A 22983-nucleotide genomic window follows, 5' to 3' on the forward strand; every position below is an offset into this window, starting at 1 on the left:
CCGGTCATTAATCAAGTTGCTATAACACAATTTAAGGAATATCGTTTGTTAAAACAACGCATTATAACTGCATTAATACTCGCACCCGCTGCGATTTGGGCGATTTTTTATTTATCTCTAATTAACTTTGCAGCAGTAATGCTAGTTGTTATGGCTATTGGTGCTTGGGAATGGGGACCCTTAATGGGTTTTGCCAACAAGCGTCGCCGATTAGCTTTTGTGGCGATCACCAGTATATTAATAGCAACATTATGGCATTTTTTACCGCTTGAGCAATTGTGGCATGCGCCAAAGCTTTTACTTGAGCAAGCCAATATAGTGTTATGGTTAGCTGTTGCTTGGTGGTTGTTGTCTGCAGGCTTAACCTTTTTATACCCACGCTATAGCGCATTTTGGTCAAGTCATCGCTCGGTGCGCGGAATTTTTGGCTGTTTAACGTTAATTCCTACGTGGTTGGCTTTTATGGTGCTTAGAAGTAGCGATTATCAAGTAGACAGTTACCATGGCGCGCAATTGTTGATGTTCCTGCTTCTCATGGTATGGAGTGCTGACGTTGGTGCTTACTTTGTCGGCAAGTCTATTGGCAAGCGCAAACTTTTACCTAATGTCAGCCCAGGTAAAACCTTAGAGGGTTTTTTAGGCGGGGTTATTTTTGCCTGTGTTATGGTGGCAGTTGCCGGTTATATTATTGATTGGTCTATAGCGCAGTATCGCGTTGTAATACCCGTAACGATTTTAATTACCACTATTTCTGTCTTGGGTGATTTAAATGAAAGTATGTTTAAACGTCAAGCGGGTGTAAAAGATAGTGGTACCATATTGCCAGGGCACGGTGGGGTACTTGACCGTATTGACAGTTTAACCGCAACAGCACCTATCTATGCGTTATGTTACGTATATTTGGGTTGGTAGCATAAATGCAAAAATTGTGTATTCTAGGCTCTACCGGATCCATTGGCAAAAGCACCTTAGATGTTGTGCGATTGCATCCTGAAAAATTTGATATTGTGAGTTTGTCGGCCTATTCAAGCGTTGATGATATGTTCAATCAATGCCTAGAGTTTCAACCTAATAAAGTCGTTATGGTCTCTGAAATACATGCCGAACTGCTGGTTAAAAAACTGATTGTCGCAAAACTTGGTCACATTGAGGTGACCTCAGGTACTTCTGCGCTTGAAACCATCGCACAAGACCCGATTACTGATACGGTGATGGCCGCTATTGTCGGTGCTTCAGGCCTGTTGCCGACATTAGCGGCAGTAAAAGCCGGTAAAAAAGTGTTGCTCGCTAATAAGGAAGCTTTAGTGACTTCTGGCGCCATATTTATTGAAGCCGTAAAAGAATTTGGCGCCCAGCTTTTGCCGATTGATAGCGAACACAATGCAATATTTCAGTGTTTACCCTTAAGGGCACAACAACAACCAGGTTATTGTGACCTAGCTGATAACGGGGTGAGTAAAGTCTTATTAACAGGCTCAGGTGGGCCGTTTAGAACCTGGGAGAGTCATGAGTTAGAGCATGTGACTCCTGCACAGGCTTGTGCACATCCTAATTGGGATATGGGCCGTAAAATATCGGTTGATTCAGCTACTATGATGAATAAAGGCCTAGAGTTTATTGAGGCCAAATGGCTGTTTAATCTTGACCCTAATGATATTCAAGTTGTGCTGCACCCGCAAAGTACTATTCACTCTATGGTGCAATATAAAGATGGCTCTGTTATTGCTCAAATGGGTAATCCTGATATGCGTACACCGATTGCGCATGCATTAAGTTTTCCACAACGCATTGAATCTGGCGTCGCACCCTTTGATTTTTTCGCAGCTAAATCATTAGAATTTCAAGCAGTCGACCTCATCAAGTATCCAAATTTAAAGTTAGCCATTGATGCCTGTAAAAGTGGCCAAGGTGCATGTACGGCACTGAATGCCGCCAATGAAATTGCCGTTGATGCTTTTTTAAACGAAAAAATTAAATTTACTGATATTGCGAAAATAAATGAAACTTCTGTCAATAAATTTGTCTCAGAAAAGGTGACTTCAATTGAAGAGGTTGTTGCTTTGGATAAAAATGTTAGAGTCTTCGCACAATCACTGATAACTCAAGCCAAGCATTAGCGTAATTAAAGAGTAGTAGCATGTTAGAGTTTATATGGAATCTTGTGTCTTTTGTTGTTGCACTAGGTATTTTAATTACCGTTCACGAATACGGTCATTTTTGGGTCGCACGTAAAAACGGTGTGCAAGTAGACCGCTTTTCTATCGGTTTTGGTAAAGCCATTTGGCGTAAAGTCGACCGTCACGGCACTGAGTTTGTTATCGCCATGATACCACTGGGCGGATACGTAAAAATGCTCGATAGTCGAGTCGATGACGTAAGCGAAGCACAAATAAGTCGCACCTTTAATGCTAAGTCAGTGTATCAACGCATTGCCATTATAGCCGCGGGGCCTTTTGCTAATTTTGGCTTTGCTATTGTTGCTTTCTATTTAATGTTTTTAATTGGTGTGCCAAGCGTAAAGCCTATTATTGGTGAGGTAACTGCGGGTTCAATTGCTAGTGAGGCTAACTTACCGAGAAATAGTGAAATAATTGCTATTTCAGGGCAGGAAACCTTAGACTGGCAAGCGGTTAATTTGGCGTTAGTCAGTGCAATAGGCGACAACAATATTATCTTTACGGTAAAGACCGCGGATAGAACATCAAGTCAAGACTTTAACTTAAATACCAAAAACTGGACATTTGCTCCGGAAAAAGAATCCTCGATAGCCAGTTTAGGTTTTATGCCATATCGGGCTAATGTGCAAGCAAAGTTAGCCGTTGTTGCAGCAGGTAGCCCAGCAGCAAAAGCAGGATTAGCCGTAGGTGATGAATTACTTTCGATTGCGGATGAAAACATTAATGGTCAGTGGCAGAAGTTTTCTGATCAAATTAAACTCTATCCAGACAAAAACATTCCGGTTAGGGTATTACGAGATGGTAAAGAATTAACGCTTAACGTTCAACCTGAGGCAAAAATGCAGCAAGGTAAGGTGATTGGTTATTTAGGTGTACAGCCGATATCGGATCCCTATCCAAAAGAATATTTATTTGAACAAGCTTATGGTCCAATATCTGCACTTGAACAAAGTGTGGTAAAAACATGGAATTTAGTAACATTAAGTTTTGATATGATTGGTAAGCTAATTACCGGTGACGTATCAGTTAAAAATTTAAGTGGCCCAATATCAATTGCACAAGGTGCAGGTAATAGCGCTAGTTATGGCTTTGTCTACTTTCTGGGCTTTTTAGCGCTTATTAGTATCAACCTTGGCATAATTAATCTTTTACCTTTACCTGTTTTAGATGGAGGACATTTGTTTTACTATTTTATCGAGCTTTTAACGGGGAAACCCGTGCCAGAAAAAATACAAGAAATAGGTTTTAAATTTGGTACTATAGCGTTACTAAGCTTAATGAGTATCGCCATATTTAACGATTTATCGCGATTATAACTAAAAGAAGTATATAAAGTTAATATTTTATGATTATTAAAAAACTTGCCCTGGCGGTATTATTAGGTAGTTTGGGAACATCAGTGCAAGCGACTGACGATTTTCAAGTAGAAGATATTCAAGTTAAAGGCCTACAGCGTGTTGCGCTAGGAGCGGCCTTAACTCATATCCCATTCAATGTTGGTGATAACTTAAACGAGTTTCGTGTATCACAATCAATTAAGGCACTTTATAAGTCTGGCCACTTCAGTGACGTTGTGGTCTCAAGAGATGCTAATGCTGTTATTTATCGGGTCCGAGAAAGAGCAACGATTAGTGCTATTACTTTTGATGGTAATAAAGATCTCAAAGAAGAGCAATTAACCGAAAGCCTTGACGGCAGTGATATTCGTGTTGGTGAAACGCTAGATATGACCGTTATTTCAGGTCTTGAGGTCGGTTTAGAAGATTTTTATCACAGTGTGGGTAAATACAACGCTGATGTTAAAGCCAATGTCACTCACTTGCCGCGTAACCGCGTTAACATCGACTTTGTTTTTAAAGAAGGTGATGCTGCTGCAATAGAGCAAATCAATATTGTTGGTAATGAAAAGTTTTCAGATACCGAGTTGCTCGAGCGCATTGAATTAACTTATGATTCACCTTGGTGGGACTTTATGGCGCAAGATCGCTATCAAAAGCAAACCTTGCAAGGTGATATGGAAACCATTAAAAGCTACTACCTCGACCGAGGTTATTTGCAATATAAAGTTGATTCAACGCAAGTATCAATGACACCGAATAAAGAAGCGGTATACATCACGCTTAATGTTACTGAGGGCGAGATTTATACCGTTAGTGAAGTTGACTTTATTGGTGATATGGCCGGCTTTGAAAAAACTATTCGTGCCATTACCCCGATTAAAACGGAAGAACTTTATAATGGTGCGCTGGTGACTTACTCAGAAGAGTTAGTCAGCAAGTTTTTAGGTCGCTATGGTTATGCCTATCCAAAAGTGGTGACTATTCCTGAAATTGATGAAGAAAACAAAACCGTGAAACTGGTGTTGTCTGTCGATCCGGGTAAACGAGTTTATGTTAATCGCATTAACTTTAAAGGCAATAATGTCACCTCTGAGAGCGTTTTACGCCGTGAAATGCGTCAAATGGAAGGTGCTTGGTTATCTAACAATCTCGTTGAAGGCTCAAAAGCTTGGTTACAACGTTTGCCTTATATGGAAACGGTTGAATTTCAAACTAACCAATTACCTGGTGAAGACGACCTCGTTGATATTGACTTTGAAGTGAAAGAACAACCATCAGGTTCATTTACCGCCGGTATTGGTTATGGCTCAACGACACAGTTAAGTTTAAACGCGGGTATCCAGCAAAATAACTTTTTAGGTACGGGTAATCGCTTAGGTTTTAGTATTAATACCTCAAGCTATTCAAAAAGTGCCAATGTTTCTTACACCGACCCTTATTTTACGGTTGACGGTGTTTCGTTAGGCGGTAATCTTTTCTATCAAGAGTTTGACGCCGGTAATGCCAACTTAGTTGAGTATAATAATAAAACTTACGGTGCAGGTATTACCTTAGGTTTTCCTATTAACGAGTATGTGCGCTTAAGTTTTGGTGCAGGTTATAAGAATAATGGTATTACTCGCTTAGAATCTTACGAACAAATTCAGAAGTTTTATGAATTATATTCAGATCCTAATGATCCTGATGGTGGGTTAAATTTTGAGAACTTTGATGTTAATGCCGCCATATCACGTTCAACGCTGAATCGCGGAACATTTCCTACTGCCGGCTCGCAACAAAGTTTATCTTATAAGATGACCACGCCTAACTCAGACGTGAATTATTTTAAAATTAACTTAGATACTAAATGGTATTTTCCGTTAACCCAGGACCAACGCTGGACTGTTTTAGCTAAGTTTCAGCTAGGTTATGGTAATGGTTATGGTTCTGTCGAAGGCAACGATCAAGTTTTACCATTTTGGGAAAACTTTAGAGCGGGTGGCTCTGGCACTTTAAGAGGCTTTGAGTCAAATATTGTTGGACCACGTGCCATATATCGCCGACCAACTTCAATTCCAGGAACACCGGATTCAGTTGGCTCTAATGGTGGCTGTTGTTTAGGTCCTGATCACGATTTCATTCAAACCTCTAGACGTTCTGTTGGTGGTAATGCTATTGCTATTGCAGGTCTTGAACTTATTGTACCAACGCCATTTTTAGATGAAGGCTTTAGCAACAGTGTTCGCACAAGTATATTTATTGATGCCGGTAATGTTTGGGATACCGAATTTGATTTAAACAGCTACAAAGACTTGAATAGCATTGAGCGTGAAAAAATTGATGACTACTCAGATGCAGGTCGCTATCGTGCGTCGGCAGGATTATCTGTACAGTGGTTATCACCCATGGGGCCAATGATTTTTAGTTTTGCTAAAACATTGAAAGAAATTGAAAGCGATGATACCGAATTCTTTAGCTTTAATATCGGCCAAACGTTTTAAGTTTTGCTTAAATAAAGGCTGTTAATTGACATAATTTAGCTTCCTTTAAATAAATAGGCTTGAACCAAATTAACTGAGGCGGTATAACTACCGCATAACAAAATTAAATAAAAATATTGAACAATATTTTAGGAGTGAAAATTGAAAAATTTGATTAAATCTATCGCTATGGCTACTGCAGCATCAGGGTTTTTATTAGCAAGTTCAGCTATGGCAGCAGAGCAAAAAATTGGTGTAGTTAACTTTCAAGAAGTTATGGGTAAAATTCCACAAACTGCAGCAATAATGAAAAGTCTAGGCGAAGAGTTTAAAGACGAACAAGCTGTGTTATCAAAACTTGAGACAGATATTAAGTACCTTCAAGAAAAGCGCAAACGCGATAGTTCTTTGATGAGTGCTAAAGATATTGCAGATTTAGAAGCTCAAATTGGTACGCTTTATCAAGATTATCAAGCGAAAGGCAAAGAGTTTCAGGAAAAAACTGGTGCGCGTAAAAACGAAGAAACTAATAAAATCATCGCATTGGTTCGCCAAGCAATAGACAATATTGCTGCAAAAGGTGATTATGATTTAGTACTTGAGCAAAGTGCCGTAGTTTATTCAAAACCAGACTCTGCCATCACAGCAGAAGTGGTTAAGCAAGTTAGTGTACTGAAGTAATAATTTATTGTCAGGCAGTTTGAATAAAAACTAATACAGTTCTTTATTCTTTGCTTTCTCGCCTATTTAATATTCCGAATCAAGTTGATTCGGAATATTGCGTTTAGCCCTAAGATGGCTAGCACTTTTCTTTAAGTCGAAATGGATTAAATAATTGACTACATTCAATGAGACAAAGAGTCATGTTCAATACGGATAATTGCTGCTACATACGCTGATGACTTACACCCATGTAAGAAGATGGCTCTAGAGTATAAGTCAATACTTGTACGTCGATGTAAGCCAATAGAAAAAAGTCGCAGCACATTGTTGAAATAGTTAACGGATGTGATAGTGCACAACGAAACAGTGTGCTACTTAGACGATTTGAAGCTGAACAATTAATTTACCTGCCTGTTATAACGGCTACTTTAAACTTTACCTTAGACAACATATAAAAAGTTGATGCTTATGAGTTACATTCTTGCAGACATTGCAGAAAAAATAGGGGCTGTTGTTCAAGGCGATGGACAATGTGAAATATTGAGTATTGCCACCTTAGCTGGGGCATCATCCGGACAAATCGCTTTTTTAGCGAACAGTAAATACAGTGATCAATTAGTAACAACTCATGCCAGTGCCGTTATTGTCACCGAAGCTGACGCGGAAAAATGTCAAACTAATGCCTTGGTCATGGGTAACCCTTACATGGGCTATGCTTTAGTTGCGCAGTTACTTGATACAACACCAAAACCTGCCCACAGCATTCACGCCAGTGCTGCTATCGATGATGGCGCTATTATTGGTGAAGGCGTGACTATTGGTGCTAATGCGGTGATTGAAGCCGGTGTGAATATTGCAAACGGCGTCAGTATAGGTGCAGGGACTTTTATTGGTATTGGCGCTCAAATAGGTGCTAACTCTAGTATTTGGTCTAACGTTAGTATTTATCATGGCGTGGTTATCGGTAAAAATTGCTCAGTGCATGCTAATACCGTTATTGGTTCCGACGGTTTTGGTTATGCAAATAATAATGGCAGTTGGGTGAAGATACCGCAATTAGGCACAGTTATTATTGGCGATAATGTCGAAATAGGGGCGAGCACAACAATAGATCGTGGCGCTTTAGGTGACACTATTATTAATAATGGCGTTATTTTAGATAATCAAATACAGATTGCTCATAATGTGGTAATCGGTGAGAATACCGCCATGGCGGCTTGTAGTGTTATTGCTGGCAGTACTGAGGTTGGAAAAAATTGCGTTATTGCTGGCCTTGTTGGTATAAATGGTCATATTAGCATCGCTGATAACTGTGTATTTACCGGTATGACCATGGTAACAAAAGCGATATCTGAGCCAGGGGTTTATTCATCTGGCATGCCATGTCAACCCAATAAAGAATGGCATAAAAATAACGCAAGAATTAAAAAACTTGAATCGTTAACTAAACGCTTAAGTACAGTAGAAAAAGAATTATCTCAATTGAAATAATTCTCGCTAACGAAAGAATTCATTAAGTTAATGACGATGAGTAAAAAACTTGCACTTAAACGTCATAATTAAATACATAAAGGAATAAATTTTGGAATCGCAAAATAATATTATCGATGTTGAAGGAATTAAACAGATCATTCCACATCGTTACCCGTTTTTATTAGTTGATCGTGTACTTGATTATACGCCTGGAAAGTCAATCCATGCGATAAAAAACGTCACAGTCAATGAGCCTGCATTTATGGGACATTTTCCAAGCTATTCTATCTTTCCAGGCGTACTTATTCTTGAGGCGCTGGCGCAGGCTAGCGGTATTCTAGGCTTTAAATCAGTTGCAGATAAAGTCGATGGTGAATTGTTTTTATTTGCCTCAATTGATAAAGCAAAATTTAAAAAGCCCGTTCATCCTGGAGATACCATGCATTTGCATTTAGAACTTATTAAAGAGCGCCGTGGCATGTGGAAGTTTTACGGCGAAGCTAAAGTTGATGGCAAAGTGGTATGTTCTGCGGATTTAATGTGCGCAAGAAGAGCAATATAATATGATAAATTCAACGTCATTGATCCATCCGCAGGCTATTATTGAAGCTGGGGCCGTTATTGGCAAAAATGTTAACATTGGACCATGGACTCATATCGCAGCGAATGTTGTTATTGGGGATAATTGTCAGATAAGTTCACACGTAGTTATTAATGGCCCAACGACTATTGGTAATGGCAATCGTATTTTCCAATTTGCTTCGATTGGTGAAGATTGCCAAGATTTGAAATATGCCGGTGAGCCAACAGAATTGGTGATCGGGGACAACAATGTTTTTCGTGAATACTGCACCGTGCATCGCGGTACTATTCAAGACAATAATCTCACGCAAATTGGTAGCAACAATTTATTTATGGCTTACACCCATGTTGCGCATGACTGTATGGTTGGCAGCCACTGTATTTTGGCAAACGGTGCGTCAATTGCAGGCCATGTTCACGTTGGCGACCATGCCATTATTGGCGGTATGACCGGTGTGCATCAGTTCTGTCATATTGGCGCGCATTGTTTTGTTGGCGCCAATTCTTTAATTCTTAAAGATATTCCTCCTTATGTTATGGCCTCAGGCCAACCGGCAAAACCTTTTGGTTTAAATAGTGAAGGCTTAAAACGCCGTGGTTTTGATAAAGAGGTTATCTTGCATATTAAACGTGCTTATAAAGCGGTTTATCGCCAAGGCTTAACGGTTGATGAAGCCATGAAAAAAATTGCTGAAGGGGATGCAAGTCTAGCTGAATTAACCTTCTTCACTGACTTTATTAAAAATTCAAGTCGCGGTATTATCCGTTGATTTTCCTGTGATTAAAGTGAATTCAAAATCGTTAACTGACAATAACTTACCGAGTAGTGCAACGATGAATGATGCTGTAGTAACTTTTGCTATGGTGGTTGGTGAGCATTCTGGCGATACCTTAGGGGCGAGCTTAATGCAACAACTGCAACTGAGTTACCCTAAGGCCAAGTTTATCGGTATTGGCGGCCCTAAGATGTTGGCGTTGGGCTTTGAAAGCCTATTTGATATGGAAGAATTATCGGTAATGGGGGTTTTTGAAGTGCTTGGTCGCTTACGGCGGTTATTGCATATTCGAAAAACTTTAAGCGATTATTTTATTGCCAATAAACCTAACGTTTTTATCGGTATTGATGCGCCTGACTTTAATATTAGCTTGGAAGCACGGCTAAAAACACAAGCGATAAAAACCGTACATTATGTCAGCCCTTCAGTTTGGGCTTGGCGTGAAAAACGCGTTTTCAAAATTGCCAAAGCAACCAATATGGTGCTGTCTTTATTACCTTTTGAAAAAGCTTTTTACGACAAACATCAAATACCTTGTACTTTTGTTGGCCATTCACTTGCTGATGATATTCCGCTGGTGAGTGACAAAGGTATGGCGCGAGAAGCGCTGGGTTTATCTGAGTCAGCAAAAATACTGGCACTGATGCCAGGTAGTCGTTCAGGAGAGCTGGCACGACTAGTTGAGCCATTTTTATTGACAGCAAAAAAACTCTTGAGTACTGAGCAGGCAAGTAGCGCTGAAGTTATCTTTGTTGTGCCTATGATCAGTGAGCAAAGGGCGCAACAATTTCATCAACTACATCATAAAATTGCGCCAGAGCTTTCGGTACAGGTTATTGTTGGAAAAACTCAACAAGTCATGGCTGCCAGTGACTGCTTATTAACCGCATCAGGTACGGTCACGTTAGAAGCGGCCTTAGTAAAACGCCCAATGGTGATTTGTTACAAGTTTAACCCGTTGACTTATCATATGTTTAAAGGTTTTGTGAAATTGAAGTGGTTTTCATTACCCAATCTACTTGCTAACAAAAGCTTAGTGCCTGAGCTGTTGCAAGCAGAGGTTAGTGTAGAAAATATTCTCCCTTTAGTTACAGAGCGTTTGTTTGAAGATCAGTCTGCGTTGAATCAAGCTTATACTGATATCCACTTAACGCTTAAGCAAAATGCTAGCAAGCAAGCGGCTAAAGCGGTTATCGACTTATTATAATAGTGAACTAGAGTAATTATGCCTGCAGTTAAAAAAGTTTTTCCACCTTTTGAATATCCCTTAGCCTACTGCATTGCCGGTGTTGATGAAGTGGGTCGTGGGCCATTGGTCGGCGATGTCGTGACGGCTGCGGTGATATTAGACCCCGATAATCCTATTGAAGGATTAATGGACTCAAAAAAGCTCTCAGAAAAAAAAAGACAGCATTTGTCAGGAGAAATTAAGCAACGTGCTATTGCTTGGTCAATAGGCCGTGCGTCGCCAGAAGAAATTGACAGCCTTAATATTCTCCACGCTACCATGTTGGCGATGCAACGTGCTGTGCAAGGCTTAAACGTGACACCTGATTACGTCTTAGTCGACGGTAACCGTTGTCCAACGTTTGCTCATGAAAGTGGTCATATTACCGGGCAAAGTGTAGTTAAAGGCGATGCGCGTGTAGCAGAAATTAGTGCCGCCTCAATTTTAGCGAAAGTAGCCAGAGATGGCGAGATGGTCGCCTTAGACAAGCTATACCCTTACTATGGTTTTGCACAACACAAGGGTTATCCAACAAAAGCACATTTAGAAAAAATCATTGAGCATGGGGTATTAGATTGTTATCGCAGAAGTTTTAAACCTGTCGCCAATGTACTTGCTAATACACCAGCCCATATTACCAATAATTAGAGCACTAGATGTCTGAATCTGAGTTCCCAATATCTGCCGCACTATCGGGTCAATTAGTCAGCGCTAATGATCCCAAGTTTATTCATCTAAGAGTGCATAGTGACTATTCTCTATCTGATGGTTTAAAAAAAGTTAAACCCATTATTGCCAGAGCAGCCGAGTTAAATATGCCAGCGATGGCATTAACCGACCAAACTAATTTATGTGGTTTAGTTAAGTACTACCATGCCGCACACAACGCTGGCATGAAACCTATTATAGGCTGTGACTTTTGGGTTAAAAGCGCTGCGCTTGAAGATGAACTATCACGTTTAGTGATTTTAGCCAGTAACAATGTAGGCTATAAAAACTTAACAGAATTAATCTCTCAAGCCTATTTACGTGGCCATATTCAAGGTAAAGCGGTACTAGACCGCGATTGGCTAATTGAGCGCGCAGAAGGCTTGATTTTACTTTCGGGTGGCCGAGAAGGCGATATTGGTAAAGCATTACTAAAAGGTAATAATGAACTTGTTGATGAAATGCTCGGTTTTTATCAAGAATATTTTCCTAATTGTTATTATATTGAGCTGATTAGAACCGGTCGTAACGATGAAGAGAATTACCTTCATCTTGCTGTAGATCTTGCCTCTCGTTATGAGCTTCCTGTTGTTGCCACCAATGAAGTGATGTTTTTGAGTCCGGATAACTTTGATGCTCACGAAATTCGCGTTGCTATACATGACGGTTACACTTTAGACGATAAACGTCGGCCAAAAAAATATTCTAAAGAGCAATACCTTCGCACTGAAGAGGAAATGTTAGCCCTTTTTGCTGATATCCCCGAAGCACTAGCCAACTCAGTCGAAATTGCCAAACGCTGTAATGTTACCGTGCGCTTAGGGGAATATTTCTTACCTGATTTTCCTACTGAGGGCTTATCGATTGAAGACTTTTTGGTTAAAGTATCAGAAGAAGGTTTAGAAGAAAGATTAGAATTTTTATTTGACAAAAACGCCCCTGATTATGCCGAGAAACGTAAACCTTATGACGAACGCTTAGCTATTGAGCTAAAAGTGGTTAATAACATGGGGTTTCCGGGTTATTTCCTGATCGTGATGGAGTTCATTCAGTGGAGCAAAGATAATAATATTCCGGTCGGACCTGGACGTGGTTCAGGGGCAGGTTCGTTAGTGGCTTATGCTCAAAAAATCACCGACCTTGATCCCCTTGAATATGATTTACTTTTTGAGCGTTTTCTCAACCCTGAACGTGTCTCTATGCCTGATTTCGATATTGATTTTTGCATGGACAGACGCGATGAGGTGATTGACCACGTTGCCGAGTTATATGGCCGTGATGCGGTATCGCAAATTATTACCTTTGGTACTATGGCCGCAAAAGCGGTTATTCGTGATGTTGGTCGAGTGCTTGGTCATCCTTATGGTTTTGTTGACCGTATTTCAAAGTTGATCCCACCCACTCCGGGCATGACCTTAGCAAAAGCGTTTGAAGAAGAGCCAAAACTGCCAGAGATGTATGCTCAAGACAGTGACGTAAAAGATCTTATTGATATGTGCCGAATCTTAGAGGGTACAACACGAAATGCCGGTAAACATGCCGGTGGTGTGGTTATTTCGCCTACTACGATTACTGACTTTGCCCCCCTTTATTGTGATGAAGACGGTAAAAATCCGGTCACCCAATTTGACAAAAATGATGTTGAGGACGCCGGTTTAGTTAAATTTGATTTTCTTGGTTTACGTACCTTAACCATTTTGCAGTGGGCCATAGAAATGGCTGATGAAAAACTGTTGAAACAGGGTAAAGAGCGGATTGATTTAGCGACTATCAATCTCGAAGATAAAGCCAGTTTTAAAGTGTTATTAAGGTCGGAAACAACGGCTGTTTTCCAACTTGAATCCAGCGGTATGAAGTCACTTATCGCCAAACTTAAGCCAGATTGCTTTGAAGATATCATTGCCTTGGTAGCACTGTTTAGACCTGGGCCTTTGCAATCAGGCATGGTTGATAACTTTATTGAACGTAAACATGGCCGTGAAGCGATAAGTTATCCTGATGCAACTTGGCAACATCTTGACTTAAAACCTATCCTTGAGCCCACTTACGGCATTATTCTTTACCAAGAACAGGTTATGCAAATTGCCCAGGTGCTAGCGGGTTACTCGCTGGGTGGCGCAGATATGTTACGTCGTGCAATGGGTAAGAAAAAGCCAGAAGAAATGGCCAAACAGCGTGAGGGTTTTGAAGCCGGTGCTGTTGGCCGTGGCGTTGATGGTGAGTTGGCGATAAAGATTTTTGATTTAGTTGAAAAATTTGCCGGCTATGGTTTTAACAAATCACATTCTGCCGCCTATGCTTTAGTATCTTATCAAACGCTGTGGATGAAAACCCATTTTCCAGCACCTTTTATGGCGGCAGTAATGTCAGCCGATATGGATAACACAGATAAAATTGTTACCTTAGTTGATGAATGCGGCAACATGGGACTTGATTTATTACCACCAGATGTTAACCGTGGCCACTATAAGTTCACTGTTAATGACGCCGACCAAATTATCTATGGTATTGGCGCGGTCAAAGGTGTTGGTGAGGGCCCGATAGCAGCCATAATCGCCGCACGTGAAAGTGATGGTGAGTTTATTGATTTGTTTGATTTTTGTGCTCGAGTTGATTTGAAAAAAATTAATAAACGCATATTAGAAAAACTAATTAAGTCTGGTGCCATGGATGCGCTTGGCCCTAATGCCAAAGACGGGCCACATCGCGCTGCCTTGTTTGAGACTTTACCCGAAGCGCTAAAAGCGGCTGAGCAACATGCCAAGGCACAAGCTATTGGGCAAAACGACTTATTTGGTTTGATTAATGAAGAGCCAGAAGACAATCGACAAGCATTTAAAACGGTTGCAAAGTGGCCTGAACAACGCTGGCTAGATGGCGAAAAAGAAACATTAGGTTTATATTTAACCGGTCACCCAATAAATCGTTATCTAAATGAAATTAAACGTTATGCAACCGGGCGTTTAGTCAGCTTACAGCCAACCAATAAAGATAAAACTAGTATAGCCGTAGGCTTGGTTTTAGCGGTGCGGGTATTAGTCAACAAACGTGGACGGCGCTGGGCCTTAGTTACGCTAGACGATAAAAGTGCGCGTATGGATATCCGATTATTTCCAGATGACTACGATAGGTTCGCTGAATTACTCATATCTGATGCAATTTTGGTCTGTAGTGGACAGGTCAGCTTTGATGATTACTCTGGGGGTATTACAATGACCGCTCGAGATATTATGACCATTGCTGATGCACGGGAAAACTATGTCACGTCATTAGATTTGCAAATCGATAAAAATCATCTGTCAGGACGATTTATCGATCAGTTTACGGAGGTGTTAACGCCTTATAAAGATGGTATTTGCCCAGTTCGTGTTTTTTATCAAAGAGATGAAGCGCAAGGTATGCTAGAGTTGGGAGTACAGTGGCGCGTATCGCCAAGCGACACGCTATTATACGATTTGAAAACCCTATTGGGTGAAGAGCAAGTCGAGTTAAAATTTAAATAGGTAGCGTTTATTAACAACGGTACTCAAAGCCAACATAGGTAAGAATAATCATATGTCACTAAATTTTTTAGATTTTGAGCTCCCCATTGCGGAACTTGAAGCAAAAATTGAAGAATTGCAATTGGTCAATAATGGCCAAGGATTAGATCTTGATTTAGAAGATCAAATTTCTCAGTTGCGAGAGAAAAATAACGAACTCACTCAAAAGATTTTCTCTGGTTTAGATCCTTGGCAAACGGCGCGAGTTGCACGTCATCCTCAGCGCCCATATACCTTAGATTATCTGCCACGTATTTTTACTGAATTCGACGAATTGGCTGGCGATAGAGCCTATGCTGATGATAGAGCTATTGTTGGTGGCACGGCGCGTTTAGACGGTCGACCTGTGATGATTATTGGTCATCAAAAAGGTCGTTCAACTAATGAAAAAGTTAAACGTAATTTTGGTATGCCTCGTCCAGAAGGTTACCGTAAAGCCTTGCGTTTAATGAAAATGGCAGAGCGCTTTAAAATGCCAATTATCACTTTTATTGACACCCCGGGTGCATATCCTGGTATTGGCGCTGAAGAACGTGGCCAAAGTGAAGCGATTGCGACGAATTTAAAAGCGATGTCACGTTTAAATGTACCGATTATTTGTACTGTTATCGGTGAAGGTGGCTCAGGTGGTGCACTCGCTATTGGTGTTGGTGATAAAGTGAATATGCTGCAATATTCAACTTACTCAGTGATTTCTCCAGAAGGCTGTGCCTCTATTTTGTGGAAAACGGCTGATAAAGCACCGACAGCAGCAGAAGCTATGGGTATTACGGCTAAACGTATTAAAGAGTTAGGGCTTATCGATAGTATTGTTGAAGAACCCTTAGGTGGTGCTCATCGTGATATGGATCAAATGGCGGCATTTCTTAAGCAAGCGTTAAAGTCTGATCTTGCTGAACTTGATAAACTTTCCAGCGATGAATTAATTGAAAGTCGTTATGATAAATTAATGTCATTCGGCTACTGTTAAAACCATAAAAAGCGACCGACAAAGGGTCGCTTTTTATATGCTTGGTAACACTTCCCTTAGTCATCATATTTTATACGCGATGTTGTTTTAGAACTGTGAATATAATTGAATTAGCACTGGTGAGTTTCTTTAAACCTACACCAGAAAAACCTATTATTATTGCCTATAGCGGTGGTGTAGACTCCCAAGTACTACTTGTTGCCTTGGCAAAATTAAAACAACAGCAACAACTGCCCAATGCTATTGTTGTTTGTCATGTTAACCACGGTTTAAGTCCTGATGCCGATGCGTGGCAAACGTTTGCACAACAAGAATGCGATAGACTATCTTTAACTTTTATCAGTCATAAATTAAATTTAAAAAAGCTAGCACAGCAAAGCTTAGAAGCGATTGCGCGTGATGCACGCTATAAAGTTTTAGTGCAAGCAAGCACTGAACCTGCTTTTATTGTTACCGGTCATCATCTCAATGATCAAGCAGAAACATTTTTATTGGCCTTAAAACGTGGCTCGGGATTAAAAGGTTTATCGGCTATGCAGGCAAGCTTACCGTTAGCGCAGCATACGCTTGCTCGGCCGCTGTTATCGATATCTCGTACCGATATTGTTGCCTATGCCAATCAGCAGCAACTGAGTTGGATTGAAGATGAGTCTAATAGCGATGAGCGCTTTGAGCGAAATTTTTTGCGTCATCAAATTTTACCAACATTGGATGCGCGTTGGCCAAGTATCAATAAGACGATAGCGCGCAGTGCTGAGCATTGCTTGGAAGCGCAGCAACTGCTAGATGAATTAGCGCAGAAAGACTTAGCGGATTGCCAATATTCGTCTTGTCAGTTATCTGTTGCTAAATTGAATGCACTGAGTGAGCCAAGGCTTAAAAACCTGTTACGCTATTTTTTATCTAGCCATGATTTTTTGATGCCAAGTCGTCAACAACTAATGCAAATATGCCAACAATTAAATGCACAAGCTGATAAGTCGCCGGTTGTTCAGTTAGCCGCGTGTTGCATAAGGCGATATAAAACAGCGCTGTACTTAACACCTATTTATCAGGATCTTTCAAAATGGCAACAGAGTTTAGATGTAGCGGTTTTAGCCGATGAAAAATCCTTCCAGGTTTGTCTTCCAGATAAATTAGGCGTGTTGAGCTTTTCGAGTTTACTCACACAAGAGCAAGATATAAGTCATTGGCAAGCCTTGATCAAAAAACCAAATAATAATCAAATAGTCACGATACGTTTTTCTCACGAAAATCCTATCTGTTTACCGCAATACCGACAGCATTCACGCCCGGTAAAAAAAGTATTACAAGAGCTTGCTATCCCGCCATGGCAGAGAAAAAGATTACCTTTTATATATTATGATCATGAACTAGTCGCTGTAGCAGGGCAGTTTGTTTGTCAGGACTATGTCGCTGATAACAAAAATTCAGCGTTGGCTATTTTATGGCAGGGTGAACTGTCTTTTTAAAGTTACCGTGTAACGAATAAACTAGACAGTTCTGGTGCATAAGTGGTAAAAAATATTTCATCAATACGTTATCTTAATAACTTAAATAACAATAATTCAAATAATAATAACTTAAATAAGAGCAACTATGACAACAGAAAATACTCCTTTAGAAAGTCAGTCACTTTTTAGCAAACTAAAAGCGATTAATATTGTTAACCAAATCATTATTGCTATTATTTTGGGCATTGCTTTAGCACTTGTTGCACCTGCTATTGCTCAGTCATTTTCCATGCTGGGCAGTTTATTTGTCAGTGCATTGAAAGCGGTTGCGCCTATTTTGGTCTTAGCTTTAGTCGCGTCATCTATTGCGAATCAAAAACCGAATAGTGATGCGAATTTGAAGCCTATTGTCGGGCTTTATTTAATTGGCACTATAAGTGCGGCATTAGTGGCGGTGGTATTAAGTTTTATTTTTCCTGTGCAATTAACCTTAGATTTAGTTGGCGCCAGCGCTAATCCCCCACAAGGTTTAGGTGAAGTATTATCAACATTAGCTTTTAAAATTGTTGATAACCCTTTCAATGCCGTTGTTACTGGTAATTTTATTGGTATTTTAGCTTGGGGCTTAGGTTTAGGCTTCGCGTTGAAAAAAGGCAGTGATTCAACCAAGGTGATGGTGCATGATTTTGCTGAAGCTATTTCAAGTATTGTTAAGTTAGTTATTCGTTTCGCACCCTTAGGCATCATGGGTTTAGTCGCCAATACAGTAGCGACAACAGGCTTTGATACCTTAGGTGAATTTAGCCACTTAGTGCTGGTACTTTTAGGCTCAATGCTGATCATGGCATTGATCGTTAATCCCGTCATTGTTTACTTTGTTATGCGTAAAAACCCTTATCCGTTAGTGCTAAGGTGTTTAAAAGAGTCAGGTATTACTGCATTTTTCACGCGTAGTTCGGCAGCAAATATTCCTGTAAATATGGAATTATGTGAAAAACTTGATTTACATGAGGATACTTATTCGGTCTCTATCCCTTTAGGTGCCACTATTAACATGGCTGGAGCGGCCATCACGATTACCGTATTAACCCTGGCGGCAGCGAACACTTTAAATATTGAAGTTGATTTTGCTACCGCTATTTTATTGAGTGTTATTGCGGCGGTTTCAGCTTGTGGTGCTTCAGGCGTTGCGGGTGGTTCATTATTACTTATTCCACTGGCTTGTGGTTTGTTTGGTATTGATAATGACATTGCTATGCAAGTGGTGGCGATAGGTTTTATTATTGGTGTTATTCAAGACTCAGCAGAAACAGCACTGAATAGCTCTACAGATGTTGTTTTTACGGCAGCGGCCTCACATCATATTACTAAAAATTTATAAGACATTTAACTTAAATTTTAGTGTGCTTTGTTACTGTCCTACGGAATATACTGAAAAAAGCCATCGTCCTGAAATACATTCAGCTCGATGGCTTTATTGCAATTTTACTGCCTAAAGCAGTAAAGCTTTAAAACTGCTTTAGGAAAAATAGAGTAAAACACTGTCATTAAATAAATTGTGCGGCTTAATTTCTACCGTGGCAATAATCAGCACTTCTTAAATCGCTTAATTAAGAGCATAATAACGCCAAAATTTTTGTGGATATATTATCATGGTAACCGAACAGGCATTAAAGCAACGTAGTAACTCAAGTTGTGAACTTTGTACTTCAACTGACAACTTAACGGTATTTCCTGTGCCGCCAACCAGTGATTTAAGTGCCCAGCAAAGCATTTATTTGTGTAACGTTTGTTTAGCACAAGTCGAAGGCAATGCTGAGCTTGATATTAATCATTTACGTTGTTTAACTGACGCGATGTGGAATCAAGAACCTGCAGTGCAAGTCATGGCTTATCGTCTGCTACATAAATTGTCAGCAGAAAGCTGGGCGCAAGATGCGCTAGATATGATTTATCTAGAAGATGCGGTAAAAACATGGGCAGAGCAGGGTATAGCTGCCGCTGAGCGCGAAGGGCCAACACGCGATAGCAATGGCGCTGAATTGCAAGATGGCGATAATGTCACCTTGATTAAAGATCTAAAAGTTAAAGGCGCAAACTTTACCGCTAAACAAGGCACTATGGTGCGTGGCATTAGCTTAACGGATAATCCAGAGCATATCGAAGGTAAAGTTAACGGAACGCGTATTGTGCTAGTGGCTAGCTATTTAAAGAAAGCCTAACGTTAAAACAGCGCTATTATAAGCCAATAAATAACGACGAAAGCACTATCAGCCTAACCTCTGCTTAGTGCTTTTTTTATTTGATGGTAGTTTGCCTTATCAGCAGTGACAAGTACGCTCAATTTGGGCGATCTTATATCTGGACATATCTGAACATATCTGGACATATTTGGCTCACTGGTTGGATTTTTAGCCTGTTTTTTCATCTTACAATGATTAGGAGGGCGAGTACTGTTGCGCTGATTACTATGATGACACCTGTTTTTGCTTTGTATTTAGGGGCAAGGTTAAATAATGACCCCGTAAGTTTATCTTTAGTTTTTGGGGCATTACTGGTTATGTGTGGTTTAGCATGGTGTCGTGGGGCGGGAAAACTGAATGGCGAAAAATAAGCGGCGAAAAATAAAACCCGCTTAATGGTCAGCTTAAGCATAATTACCGTTAAAATAAAAACGCCAAATGCTTATGCACTTGGCGTTTTTTATATTCAGGATGAATGGTCAGCTTTTATGTTTTCAACAAAAGCTAAGTACCGACATCCATCCCAGCAATGACAGGATCACATGAATGTGAAAGAGTGGCGATACTTAAGCTATTATAAGCCTAACTCACCATAGCGTTAACGATTTAATGCGATGTAGTCATTAACCATATCTTCTAATACGTTAAGCGGTACTGCGCCATTGGTTAATACAACATCATGAAATTGGCGGATATCAAACTTATCGCCTAACTGTTGTTTTGCTTTGGCTCGCAACTGCACAATTTTCAACATACCAATTTTATATGCTGTGGCTTGTGAAGGCATAACGGCATGACGTTCAACCATTTTTATCGCATCAGACTCTGCATTTGGCGTATTATTCATGTAATACGCTAGGCTTTTTGTACGATCCCATTTTTTATTGTGCATGCCAGTATCGACCACTAAACGGCAGGCGCGCCATAGCTCCATTGCCAAACGGCCAAAGTCAGCGTAAGGGTCTTGATAAAAGCCAATTTCTTTTGGGATCATCTCTGAATATAAACCCCAACCTTCACTATAAGCTGTGTAACCACCAAACTTTCTAAACTTTGGAATACCTTCAAGTTCTTGTTTTAGCGCTATTTGCATATGATGGCCAGGAATGCCTTCATGGTAAGCGAGTGCTTCCATTTGATACGTTGGCATGGCTGTCATATCGTAAAGGTTAGCGTAGTAAATACCAGGGCGTGAGCCATCAGGAGCGGGTTGTTGGTAAAAGGCTTTACCCGCAGATTTCTCTCTAAACGCTTCAACTTGTTTAACTTTTAAGTCTGCTTTTGGTTTAGTAATAAATAACTGATCTAGCTCATCTTTCATAGTATTAATGATGTCCGTTGCTTCAGTTAAATAACGCTGACGGCCAGCTTCATCGCCAGCATAATAAAATTGTGGGTCGTGGCGCATAAATTTGAAGAACTCGTTTAATGAGCCTTCAAAGTTAACCTTTTTCATGATCACGCGCATTTCATCATGTATGCGTGCAACTTCATCTACACCAATTTTATGAATTTCATCTGCGGTTAATTCAGTGGTGGTTGTTCGGTTTAGGGCATTATTATAAAATTTATCGCCTTGTGGAAATTTCCAGGCACCGTAGTTATCATCAGCTTGTTGTTCAAGTTCAGTTAAGTAGCTGACTAATGCTTGATAGCCGGTCTTAAACTCTGTTGTTAAGGCGCTTGCTAGCTCATCAGTTAAGGACTGTTTCTCTTCATCAGAGAGTTCTAATTGTGCTATTTTTTTATTAAAGTCTGTAAATAAAGTACTGTCAGCTTGATTATCAAATGGGGCACCTACCAGTAAATTGCTTGCATCGCGTATGACATGAGCAAAAACAAATTTGGGGGCAATAATACCTTTATCAGCTCTGATTTTAAGTTGATCAACCAATTGCTCCAGTAACAGTTTCGAGTTTTTTACACGGGCAATATAGTCATGGGCTTGCTTAGTGTCTTGAATACTATGTTGGTTAATCAGTAATGCGGGTATTTGTGAGTGCACCCCAAACATTTGGTTAACAGGGTAGTTATGGTGACGCCAAGGATAGTCAGCAATTTTTTGTGTTAATTTTTGTGAAAGTAGCTGGTAGCTCAACTGGGTTTGTTTATCGACATTATTGATGTCAATGACTTGAATTCGTTGCAGCGCTTGTTTAGCAAATTCTAGCTCTTGAGCACTATTTTCCTCTGATAGATCTTGCCACTTATCGTAGTCAGTTTTAATGCCAAGATAGGTTTGTCTAACAGGATTACGATTAACGCCTTCCATAAAAATAGTGTCAAATAACTCATTTGCTGCTTGAGAAGCCTCAGCTGTGCTATTAAGTTGTGCTGATGTAGATGGCATTGCAAGCGCATTATTGCCTTTAACAACGGGTGTTATAGTTTCATTACTGCAAGCAACGGATAGTACCGCGGTAATAGATATAACAATAAGTGATTTATTGAAGGTCATGTTGGAGTCCTATTTTAGTTTATGCGCTATATTGCCGTTATCTTTCGTTAGCGATCAAGCATGCCGCGCTCAATGGTGGTTTTTTTGCGATGACTTTCAGTTCTTCACTCATAGTTCAAAGCAGAAATTTATGGTTTACCTCATGAATCAACTTGCTATAGTAGTGTCATAGATGGATAAATTATTCGCCATCGAGGTGACAAATAAATAAAGTATTGGCCAGTAATAACCTTAGCCAAAAGCGTGCAGCTATGGTTAGCTTTCGACAGGCAATAATAAACGATAGAGCTTTTCTGTTAAGCTTACGAAAAGTAACGATGAACAAGCATTTACAATATGCTGGACTGTATCTTGACGATACGGCGCATATGCTGCGCATTGATGAGTATTTTTCTGATTCGTATATTATTTCATACCAAAATAAAGCGATTGGATTATTAAAATTAGGCTTGTTTGCTGATAAAATTCACCTGCGTCAATTTCAGTTATTACCGCAATATCAAGGTCTAGGAATCGGCAGCAGGGTGCTTGAGTTAGTTAAGCGTAAAGCTCAAGAAAAACAGCTCGCTATTACCTTAAATGTATTGTTAAAAAATCCGGCTAAGCAGTTATATTTACGCCATGATTTTGTGGTGATGGATAGCAATAAACTCGAGTATCAAATGCGCTGGCAATGTCAGCAATAATCAGCAATAATCAGCAAATAGCTGAGCTGTAACCGCTTAAAAATAGCCGCTTAAAAATTTAGTGCTTTTGGTTATCATACGCCGGATTAACTTTTCTCTAATTAAGGGCGCTCTTATTAAAGGCTCGCCCATTAAAATTAGTCTTAAGTTAGACCTAAGGTTAGGCGTAAAGGTCAATATTATTTTTGAAGGCTAACACTGACTTTAAAACTAAAAAGCATAAT

The 22983-nt window shown here is 40.0% G+C and carries 18 protein-coding genes; 17 read left to right on the forward strand and 1 reads right to left on the reverse strand.

From position 1 onward, the window contains the following. Positions 1 to 45: 45 nt before the first annotated feature. The 16 genes from H4J61_RS14560 (at position 46) to H4J61_RS14635 (ending at position 19986) form a co-directional block, all read left to right on the forward strand. Positions 46 to 912: a phosphatidate cytidylyltransferase gene (locus tag H4J61_RS14560; protein WP_182137642.1), complete on the forward strand. Its 867-nt coding sequence runs from the start codon at positions 46 to 48 to the stop codon at positions 910 to 912. 5 nt (positions 913 to 917) lie between these two features. Further along, on the forward strand, positions 918 to 2117 hold the full coding sequence (ispC, locus tag H4J61_RS14565) for a 1-deoxy-D-xylulose-5-phosphate reductoisomerase (protein WP_182185712.1): 1200 nt from the start codon (positions 918 to 920) through the stop codon (positions 2115 to 2117). Positions 2118 to 2137: 20 nt separating this feature from the next. Further along, on the forward strand, positions 2138 to 3493 hold the full coding sequence (rseP, locus tag H4J61_RS14570; RefSeq protein ID WP_182185715.1) for a sigma E protease regulator RseP: 1356 nt from the start codon (positions 2138 to 2140) through the stop codon (positions 3491 to 3493). Between the two features lie 29 nt (positions 3494 to 3522). Beyond that, positions 3523 to 5997 (forward strand): outer membrane protein assembly factor BamA, encoded by a 2475-nt coding sequence (gene bamA, locus H4J61_RS14575; RefSeq protein WP_182185718.1) that lies wholly within the window; start codon positions 3523 to 3525, stop codon positions 5995 to 5997. 141 nt (positions 5998 to 6138) lie between these two features. Further along, positions 6139 to 6657, forward strand: a complete 519-nt coding sequence (locus H4J61_RS14580; protein ID WP_182137646.1) for an OmpH family outer membrane protein — start codon at positions 6139 to 6141, stop codon at positions 6655 to 6657. 450 nt (positions 6658 to 7107) lie between these two features. Beyond that, complete coding sequence (gene lpxD / locus H4J61_RS14585) at positions 7108 to 8130, forward strand: UDP-3-O-(3-hydroxymyristoyl)glucosamine N-acyltransferase (RefSeq protein WP_182185720.1); 1023 nt, start codon at positions 7108 to 7110, stop codon at positions 8128 to 8130. Positions 8131 to 8221: 91 nt separating this feature from the next. Continuing rightward, complete coding sequence (gene fabZ / locus H4J61_RS14590) at positions 8222 to 8674, forward strand: 3-hydroxyacyl-ACP dehydratase FabZ (protein ID WP_182137648.1); 453 nt, start codon at positions 8222 to 8224, stop codon at positions 8672 to 8674. A gap of 1 nt (position 8675) precedes the next feature. After that, entirely contained in the window at positions 8676 to 9464 is a 789-nt protein-coding gene (gene lpxA / locus H4J61_RS14595; RefSeq protein ID WP_182137649.1) for an acyl-ACP--UDP-N-acetylglucosamine O-acyltransferase, read from the forward strand. 64 nt (positions 9465 to 9528) lie between these two features. Continuing rightward, the gene (gene lpxB, locus H4J61_RS14600; RefSeq protein WP_182186043.1) at positions 9529 to 10677 is read left to right on the forward strand and encodes a lipid-A-disaccharide synthase; all 1149 of its coding nucleotides are present in this window, start codon (positions 9529 to 9531) and stop codon (positions 10675 to 10677) included. A gap of 18 nt (positions 10678 to 10695) precedes the next feature. After that, positions 10696 to 11346, forward strand: a complete 651-nt coding sequence (gene rnhB / locus H4J61_RS14605) for a ribonuclease HII (RefSeq protein WP_182185723.1) — start codon at positions 10696 to 10698, stop codon at positions 11344 to 11346. 8 nt (positions 11347 to 11354) lie between these two features. Further along, positions 11355 to 14909 carry a DNA polymerase III subunit alpha gene (gene dnaE, locus H4J61_RS14610; RefSeq protein WP_182185725.1) on the forward strand — a complete coding sequence of 1185 codons (3555 nt, stop codon included), beginning with the start codon at positions 11355 to 11357 and terminating at the stop codon, positions 14907 to 14909. A 52-nt stretch (positions 14910 to 14961) separates the two neighbouring features. Then, complete coding sequence (accA, locus tag H4J61_RS14615; protein ID WP_182137652.1) at positions 14962 to 15918, forward strand: acetyl-CoA carboxylase carboxyl transferase subunit alpha; 957 nt, start codon at positions 14962 to 14964, stop codon at positions 15916 to 15918. 95 nt (positions 15919 to 16013) lie between these two features. Beyond that, positions 16014 to 17390, forward strand: coding sequence for a tRNA lysidine(34) synthetase TilS (gene tilS / locus H4J61_RS14620; protein ID WP_182185734.1), 1377 nt, complete (start codon positions 16014 to 16016; stop codon positions 17388 to 17390). 127 nt (positions 17391 to 17517) lie between these two features. After that, positions 17518 to 18753, forward strand: coding sequence for a serine/threonine transporter SstT (gene sstT / locus H4J61_RS14625; RefSeq protein WP_182137654.1), 1236 nt, complete (start codon positions 17518 to 17520; stop codon positions 18751 to 18753). A 271-nt stretch (positions 18754 to 19024) separates the two neighbouring features. Then, entirely contained in the window at positions 19025 to 19594 is a 570-nt protein-coding gene (locus tag H4J61_RS14630) for a PhnA domain-containing protein (protein ID WP_182185736.1), read from the forward strand. Between the two features lie 248 nt (positions 19595 to 19842). Further along, positions 19843 to 19986, forward strand: coding sequence for a hypothetical protein (locus H4J61_RS14635; protein ID WP_182185738.1), 144 nt, complete (start codon positions 19843 to 19845; stop codon positions 19984 to 19986). 227 nt (positions 19987 to 20213) lie between these two features. On the opposite strand, the gene H4J61_RS14640 is transcribed toward H4J61_RS14635, so the two are convergent. Beyond that, positions 20214 to 22073: a DUF885 family protein gene (locus tag H4J61_RS14640; RefSeq protein WP_182185740.1), complete on the reverse strand. Its 1860-nt coding sequence runs from the start codon at positions 22071 to 22073 to the stop codon at positions 20214 to 20216. A gap of 317 nt (positions 22074 to 22390) precedes the next feature. Here H4J61_RS14640 and H4J61_RS14645 point away from each other — a divergent pair, with 317 nt between their 5' ends. Continuing rightward, entirely contained in the window at positions 22391 to 22759 is a 369-nt protein-coding gene (locus H4J61_RS14645) for a GNAT family N-acetyltransferase (RefSeq protein ID WP_259363354.1), read from the forward strand. Positions 22760 to 22983: the final 224 nt, after the last annotated feature.

The organism is Colwellia sp. MB3u-4 (assembly GCF_014077065.1).
In the GTDB taxonomy this organism is placed as follows: domain Bacteria; phylum Pseudomonadota; class Gammaproteobacteria; order Enterobacterales; family Alteromonadaceae; genus Cognaticolwellia.

Coding starts and splice junctions, on each gene's coding strand:
- dnaE (WP_182185725.1), top strand. CDS start 11,355: ATGTCTGAATCTGAGTTCCCAATATCTGCCGCACTATCGGGTCAATTA.
- rseP (WP_182185715.1), top strand. CDS start 2,138: ATGTTAGAGTTTATATGGAATCTTGTGTCTTTTGTTGTTGCACTAGGT.
- sstT (WP_182137654.1), top strand. CDS start 17,518: ATGACAACAGAAAATACTCCTTTAGAAAGTCAGTCACTTTTTAGCAAA.
- lpxD (WP_182185720.1), top strand. CDS start 7,108: ATGAGTTACATTCTTGCAGACATTGCAGAAAAAATAGGGGCTGTTGTT.
- H4J61_RS14640 (WP_182185740.1), bottom strand. CDS start 22,073: ATGACCTTCAATAAATCACTTATTGTTATATCTATTACCGCGGTACTA.
- ispC (WP_182185712.1), top strand. CDS start 918: ATGCAAAAATTGTGTATTCTAGGCTCTACCGGATCCATTGGCAAAAGC.
- lpxA (WP_182137649.1), top strand. CDS start 8,676: ATGATAAATTCAACGTCATTGATCCATCCGCAGGCTATTATTGAAGCT.
- H4J61_RS14635 (WP_182185738.1), top strand. CDS start 19,843: ATGATGACACCTGTTTTTGCTTTGTATTTAGGGGCAAGGTTAAATAAT.
- lpxB (WP_182186043.1), top strand. CDS start 9,529: ATGAATGATGCTGTAGTAACTTTTGCTATGGTGGTTGGTGAGCATTCT.
- bamA (WP_182185718.1), top strand. CDS start 3,523: ATGATTATTAAAAAACTTGCCCTGGCGGTATTATTAGGTAGTTTGGGA.
- H4J61_RS14630 (WP_182185736.1), top strand. CDS start 19,025: ATGGTAACCGAACAGGCATTAAAGCAACGTAGTAACTCAAGTTGTGAA.
- accA (WP_182137652.1), top strand. CDS start 14,962: ATGTCACTAAATTTTTTAGATTTTGAGCTCCCCATTGCGGAACTTGAA.
- rnhB (WP_182185723.1), top strand. CDS start 10,696: ATGCCTGCAGTTAAAAAAGTTTTTCCACCTTTTGAATATCCCTTAGCC.
- H4J61_RS14645 (WP_259363354.1), top strand. CDS start 22,391: ATGAACAAGCATTTACAATATGCTGGACTGTATCTTGACGATACGGCG.